The sequence below is a fragment of the Streptomyces sp. NPDC047061 genome (genome assembly GCF_040643955.1).
GTDB lineage: Bacteria > Actinomycetota > Actinomycetes > Streptomycetales > Streptomycetaceae > Streptomyces.
On sequence record NZ_JBEYVI010000102.1, the window covers coordinates 1 to 6,475 of the forward strand.

Sequence of the window (6,475 nt, forward strand, 5' to 3'; positions counted from 1 at the left end):
CGGTCGACCAGGACACCCAACACCGTTCGGGGCGTCCGGCTGAGCATGAGTTCTGGCAACAGGACTCACTCCCGCTCAGTCTCTAGGAACGGTTCATAGGCCTCGACGGGCACGACAGGCGCTTCGGCATGATCGCTCATGGCGTCACTGTAGGGCAGCACACACCTGCCGATCCGGCGGAGCACCGGCTCGCCCGACCACTTGCCGAAACTGGATCGACATAAGATATATATCGGACAGTAGGCCTCGAGGAAAGGTGCATGCCATGAAGTTCGCAGTCATCGGCGGAACCGGGCTGATCGGGTCACGGGTCGTGGCGGACCTCAACGCGGCCGGGCACGAGGCCGTGCCATACTCGCTGTCCACGGGCGTGGACATCCTCACCGGTCAGGGACTGGAGGAGGCCGTCGCGGGCGCCGACGTCGTCGTCAACCTGACGAATTCCCCGACCTTCGACGACGCCTCGTTCGCCTTCTTCCAGACCTCGATGGACAACCTGCTCGGCATGAGCGAGAAGGCCGGGGTCGGGCACTTCGTCATCCTTTCGATCGTCGGCGTGGACCGCGTGCCCGATCTGGACTACTACCGGGCGAAGGTGCTTCAGGAAGACCTCCTCAAGGCCGGGCCGGTCCCCTACTCCATCGTCCGCGCCACGCAGTTCATGGAGTTCATGGACGCGACCCTGGCCATGACCACCGACGGTGACACCGTCCGCCTGCCGCGCACGCCGATCCAGCCGATCGCCGCCGCGGACGTCGCCGCCACCGTCGCCGATGTCGCCGCGGGCAGGCCCCTGAACGGCGTCCTCAACGTCGCGGGTCCCGACGTCTACCCGCTCGACGAACTCGGCCGAGTCACCCTGTCGGCCAAGGGCGACAGCCGTTCCGTCGTCACCGACGACACCGCGGGCCTGTTCGCCGCCGCCCAGGGGGATGTCCTCACCGCACCGAAGGGCGCCCGGATCGCCCCCACGCACTACACCGACTGGCTCTCCTGAACCAGCGGCCCGACGCCGGCCGGTCAGCGGGCGGGGCCCCGGAGCCACCGCGCCCTCCATCCCCGTCCACTTCGGGGGCGCGTGGCCGCACGGCTTCTCGTCAGGCGGGAGAAGAGAGCCGTTCCCGCACCCATTCCGGATCGGGATTGGTGCGCGGCCGGCCCGCCAGAACCACCGTCGGCACGGTCTCGTTGCCGTCGTTCGCCGCCCTCACCTCGGCGGCTCCTGCGGGGTCGTGCCAGATGTTCACCCAGTACAACCGGTGGGCACTGCGGCCCAGTCGGATGCGCAGCCGCATGCAGTACACGCAGCCCGGCCGCCAGAAGACGACCGGACGGCCGTCGGCCGCGCTACGACGCTGCGCCTCGTGCGCACCGATCGACCTCGGGAAGATCAGGGGCGAGTTCGCACCTGCGAGCAGCACGAAAACCAGCAGCACCACCGCGGCTGTGCCCGGGTTCCCTCCGACGGTCAGCGCGGCGGCGACGGCCGCGCCGCACAGCACGAACAACATCGGCGGAATCCAGACACGCATCATGACGACGCAGGCTACCAACGAGCGGAGACGTCCTCGACCCCAGCATGCGGGAACGTCACCGTGCCCCGGCCGCACCGGTTCTGGCCCGGTCGCGTCGCGGTTTCCCGGCATACCGCGTCGTCGGACCACGCACCGACCTGCCCTGAGCGGCGCTCGCCGTCATCTCGCCCCGCGCATCGGGATGGTCCAGTACCCCTTGTGCACGTCCCGGACTTCCTCGGCGACAGGGAGCTTCGGGTCCACGTACGACCTTGTCCACTCGACGGGGGCGCCCTTCTCGTCGTGCAGTGTCATGACGCGCACGGACACCGGCGAGTCGAGGCCAACGGCCGGCCGCTCCCTGTCGCAGGCACCACTCGTCGAATCCCCCCAACCGACGTCGGTCGGCAGCCCAAGCCCAACGCACGACTGCCACACCCCTGTCGGTGGGCATCCGCCACCATGCTCCGCAGCACTCCTCTCACCAGGCATTTTCCGGCTGCTCTTCCGTGACGCGGAAGTCTCCTTGCGCACCCCCGGAGCCCGTCCCGACGATGTCGCCACGACCCAACGACGGGAGCCGAACGCCATGCCTCACATGACCGCCTTCGCCAGGAACCAGTGGTACAGCTAGCGCATCTTTCTGACCTGCGCTTTTGTGGGGGCGATGAGGCTGTGACCTGCTAGGACGGGTTGCAGAGGCGTACGGAGGCAGTCAGAGGAAACCGCTCTGATTCGACCCCGGTTCGACCCGGGTCGCTCGGAGGCAGTCAGAGGCAGCAGCCTCTGCAACAGGCTTCTGAGGGACTTGAGTTGACCGGTGTCGATCAAGAGTGGACCACTCTGGCGGGGCTCTGTTTCGACCTCGGTCGAGCTGCGATGGGGACGCCTGCCTCCGCTCGGGGCCGGTATGACGAGGGCCTCCAGGACGGCAATCCTGGAGACCTCGCCGGCGCCGATGGAGGTCGGTCCCGGACACCACCCGTGGTTTTAGCGGGCCTGGGTGGCGTCCACGTCTTTGCGAGACGACCCCACCGTGACGCACAACACCCATCACGACCTCTCTCGACCAAACGCATCCCAATTCAACGGCGTTGTTCTGGGCTACGCCCAACTTCCGTCTGCCGCAACCGATCTCATTCTGCTCGGAGACCTCACCGGCCGCTACGCCACCGGCAGTTACAGCCGACTCGCCTCCGACGGCCGGACCGTGATCCCCCGCGGGGACCGCCAGGGCGCTGCCGAGCACGGACACCGGATCACCGCGGCCATCGCCTGCCACGTCGCCCGCGCCGGCGGCAGCATCGAACAGCTCACCCAACTTCTGCTGCACCCCGAGCACGAAGGCGGACGGCACACTCGCAGCATCGCGCTGCGATCCGGGCAGACACGCGCCCTGGACTACATCCGCCGGGTCTGGAACAGCGCTTCCAAGACGATCAGCACCACCATCGCGCTGAGCTCCCGGCACGACGCGTACGAGGTCCTCGCTTCACTGCGCAACCGGATCGAGACGACACCGTGGCGCGGGGAGCGGGGACGGACCGCGCCGCGGGTGCTGCGGGCGCACCTGAACTTCGCCGAGATCGCGGGCGGACCCCTGCACCACGCCAGTGAGCGGCAGACCGCGGAGGAAGCCGGAATCTCCCGCACGACGCTGCGGGTCATCTACGAGACAGTCCTCCGGCCGCGTGGCTGGCTGCGGCGTCTGCGGGTGGGCCATGGCCGGGAGGGCTCCACCTGGTACCTGGGCAACGGCAACATCGCGGGTCACGGTGGCCCGGCTCTGCTGTCTCGTTTCCGGTCCACTCAGTTCCCCCCCGACCCGGCACTTGGGGAGTGGACCACCTCTGAGACGGTCACGACGGCCGACATCGACTCCACCGTCCTTGCACGTCTGATGGGCCACGACGCCTTCGCCCACCACGGCCTCGGCAGCGCCGCCCTCATGATCATCAGCGCCTTGCACCTGCGCCCCAACCAGACCGTCTGCGAGCTCGTTGGTACGTCCTCGGTCTCCCGCGCCACCACCTACCGGACCCTCGAACGCCTCGCCAACCACGGCCTCGTCCAGCACACCGGAGAGACCTGGACCCTCGCGCCACGCGCGCTGGAGGGATTCGGCATCCGCCTCCCGGACGCCGACAACAGCCACACGCCGGCACAGGGCTGGGCCAAGGTCGCCGAGCAACACGGCACCTGGGGCATCGCGGCCCGGCGCAAGGCCCTTCACACGGCGGAGCGGGCGGCCTACCAGAAGGCACTGGACCGGTTTACGGAGCACCGCAGCAAGGCTCTCGTGATCGTCCGCAACGGCCGCCAGGTCCTCGTACCCGTGCCACGCCCCGACGAGATCCCACCGACGTGGCAGGCCCCCGACGGGCGCGTCCTCGACCCGCTCACCGGCCGTGCTGCTCCTGGCTGGCGGGTGGCCACCGACGGCCGCCTGATCCTCATCACGCCCGCCGACCAGCGCAGTTACGACGAGCTGGCCGCCGCCCATGCCGAAGCCCTCAGCGAATGGGAGTCCGTCGCATGAACCCACATCCCCCGGCCACCTCCGATGCGAGCGAGGCGGTGACGCCCCAGGCCCTGCGCCAGCAGTACGAGTCCGGTGCCACGGTCGACGAACTCGTCACCGCCAGCGGCCTGTCCTACGGCACCGTTCTCAACCGGCTGCACGACGCCGGGACCGTCATGCGCAGCTCCTGGCAGACCCGCCGGATGCGGCAGAACCCACAAGCCCGCAGGCGCCTCGCGGCCCATCTGCGCACTCTGTACGAGCAGCACGGCGCAACGCTCACCGAACTCGCCGCAGCGGCGGGAGAGACGAGGCGCGGTGCCCGGCGCCTCCTGATCGAGGCCGGCGGCACCGTGCGCACCCCCCAGCAGACGCAGCGGGTGCGTGCCGCAGCCCGGGCCGCCGAACGGTACAAGGTCGCGCTGTCCCTACGGGTCCGATACGAGGCCGGCGCCACGGTCCCGGACCTCGCCAGGGAGCACAGCTACTCCGTCGCCACCGTCTACCGGCTCCTGCACCAAGCAGGCACCCGCATGCGGCCCCAGCACCACCACGGCCCGGCCCGCGACACAAGGAGGCGGTCATGAGCTCCCACGTCCTCCTAGCTGTTTCCCACCCTGCCTGGCAGACCGCGAAGGCGGTCGTGCGCCATTCCGGCCGCGACAGGTCAGCACGGGCACCCCCGTCGGCGGTCCGCTCTCAGACACCGCGCGAAACAACACCCCTTCCCATTTCAGGAGATCAAGCGCACGTGAACGAGAACACCCGTCACAAGACCCTGGCCGCAGCCACAGAACACGTCTGGGACGCGTTCGTGATCGTCGTCGGCATGCTCAAGGGCGGCACCGGCAAGACCACCTCAGCCTGGTTCATCGCCCTCTACTACGCCGCCGTCCTCGACCTGCCCACGTTGCTGCTGGACGCCGACGCGACCAGCCAGTCCGCCTACGACTGGTTCAAGGTCGCCCAGGCCGCCGGCTTCGAGATTCCCGAGAACCTGGTTGTCGAGCGGTACCCGTTCGACGACATCGCCGAGTACATCCACACCAAGCGCGCCGAGTTCGGCGCGATCGTGGTCGACGCCGGCGGCGGCAGCGCCCGCATCTTCCACGAGGCTGTCACCGAGGCAAACCTGCTGCTCATGCCGGTCGCACCCACCAAGATCGAACGCCGCAAGCTCGTGGCCACGTTCGACGAGGCCGAGCGCGCCGCCGCCCGCAACCCCCACGACGTCACCGCCCACGTCGTCATGGTCAAGGCCGACGACCGCACCAGCCTGCCCAGCCGGGCGAGGGACCAACTCCTCGACCCCGCCGAGGGCGAGGGCATCGGCCCGGACCGCAACGAGGCGTTCCCGCTCGCCGAGACCACCATCCACTCCTGGGTGCACTACATGGAGGCCTTCGGCGAGATCCCCACCGAGCTGAGCGAGTACGCCGCGCTGATGAAGGAGCTGACCGCAGCATGACCGAACGCATGAAGCCGCCCGCCCGCCGCACGGGCGGTCGTACCTTGGGCGGGGCCAGGAACACGACCCCTCCGCCTCCTCCCCCGGCCGCCGAGCTCACCCCCGAGCAGTACGCCACCGAACGGACTGCCACCCGAACAACAGCCCGCACAGACGAAATCACACTCCCAGCAGACTCCACCGTCGCGCCCATGCCCGTAGTCGAGGCAACTGTGACGCCGGCCGTCGCCACGGAGACAGGAGCTCCGCCGATTGCCGCGGACACGGCTCCTGCAAATCTCCCGACTGCCGCCGCCCGAGAATCGGCCAAGGGCCAGCCAGCTGAAGAAGCTGGTGCCGCGTCCCAGCGAAACCCGGTCACCACCGGGCAGGCTGTGACGCCCACCCCTCAGACCACAGGGCAAAGCAAGCCGCACGCGATCCAGGGGACCTCCCCGGCCCCCGACACATCGACCACTGCGGCGACGGCCTCGGAAGTAGCGGTCCGCCCGGCAACTGCTCCAGTGGCGGTGGCAGGGGGAACGGTCTTCCCCATCCCGGGCTCTGAACCCGCGCCTGGACACGACCGCGGAGCTCGATCTGGCGAAACGCCCAGCGAAGGCCCACCGTGGGCGCCGGACCCGGACGTCCGGGAGACATCCCCGACGTCGCGGTCCTCCTCAACCAGCGTGTCATCACCCGCGAGTCCCTCGACTCGTCCGTGCCGGCCGCACTGAAACTCAAGCGGAGGATCAAGCGCTTCGCGCTGGACAACGAACTCGACCACCTGCCGCTCGGCGACATCGTCGCCGTCGCCATGGACGAGTGGCTCACCACCCGCGGCTTCTGAGCATCCGACACTTCGCCCCGCACAGCACAGGGTGGACGCGGTCCCGCGCGAAGGCGGCCGGGCTGCCCGTACTCGCCGGTCACCAAACGGAGTGTTGTCGAAATCACTTTCGCGGAGCTTCGATGAAGATCCGGCAGAAGCCG

General features: G+C 69.1%; 7 protein-coding genes. 5 read left to right on the plus strand and 2 right to left on the minus strand.

What is annotated here, in order from left to right; translation table 11 throughout:
• Positions 1–265: 265 nt before the first annotated feature.
• On the plus strand, positions 266–997 hold the full coding sequence (locus ABZ887_RS50675) for an NAD(P)H-binding protein (protein ID WP_361306447.1): 732 nt from the start codon (positions 266–268) through the stop codon (positions 995–997).
• 100 nt (positions 998–1,097) lie between these two features.
• Here ABZ887_RS50675 and ABZ887_RS50680 read toward each other — a convergent pair whose 3' ends face one another.
• Together ABZ887_RS50680 and ABZ887_RS50685 are read right to left on the minus strand one after the other, a co-directional pair.
• On the minus strand, positions 1,098–1,535 hold the full coding sequence (locus ABZ887_RS50680; RefSeq protein WP_361306449.1) for a glutaredoxin domain-containing protein: 438 nt from the start codon (positions 1,533–1,535) through the stop codon (positions 1,098–1,100).
• Positions 1,536–1,694: 159 nt separating this feature from the next.
• Positions 1,695–1,829 (minus strand): hypothetical protein, encoded by a 135-nt coding sequence (locus ABZ887_RS50685; RefSeq protein ID WP_361306451.1) that lies wholly within the window; start codon positions 1,827–1,829, stop codon positions 1,695–1,697.
• Positions 1,830–2,724: 895 nt separating this feature from the next.
• Here ABZ887_RS50685 and ABZ887_RS50690 point away from each other — a divergent pair.
• The 4 genes from ABZ887_RS50690 (at position 2,725) to ABZ887_RS50705 (ending at position 6,332) form a co-directional block, all read left to right on the plus strand.
• Positions 2,725–4,053, plus strand: coding sequence for a transcriptional regulator (locus tag ABZ887_RS50690; protein WP_361306453.1), 1,329 nt, complete (start codon positions 2,725–2,727; stop codon positions 4,051–4,053).
• A complete protein-coding gene (locus tag ABZ887_RS50695; protein ID WP_361306455.1) occupies positions 4,050–4,622 on the plus strand; it encodes a helix-turn-helix domain containing protein in 573 nt (190 codons plus the stop codon). The genes ABZ887_RS50690 and ABZ887_RS50695 overlap by 4 nt, the downstream gene beginning before the upstream one ends.
• 164 nt (positions 4,623–4,786) lie before the next feature.
• The gene (locus tag ABZ887_RS50700; protein WP_361306457.1) at positions 4,787–5,503 is read left to right on the plus strand and encodes a ParA family protein; all 717 of its coding nucleotides are present in this window, start codon (positions 4,787–4,789) and stop codon (positions 5,501–5,503) included.
• A 607-nt stretch (positions 5,504–6,110) separates the two neighbouring features.
• The gene (locus ABZ887_RS50705) at positions 6,111–6,332 is read left to right on the plus strand and encodes a hypothetical protein (protein ID WP_361306459.1); all 222 of its coding nucleotides are present in this window, start codon (positions 6,111–6,113) and stop codon (positions 6,330–6,332) included.
• Positions 6,333–6,475: the final 143 nt, after the last annotated feature.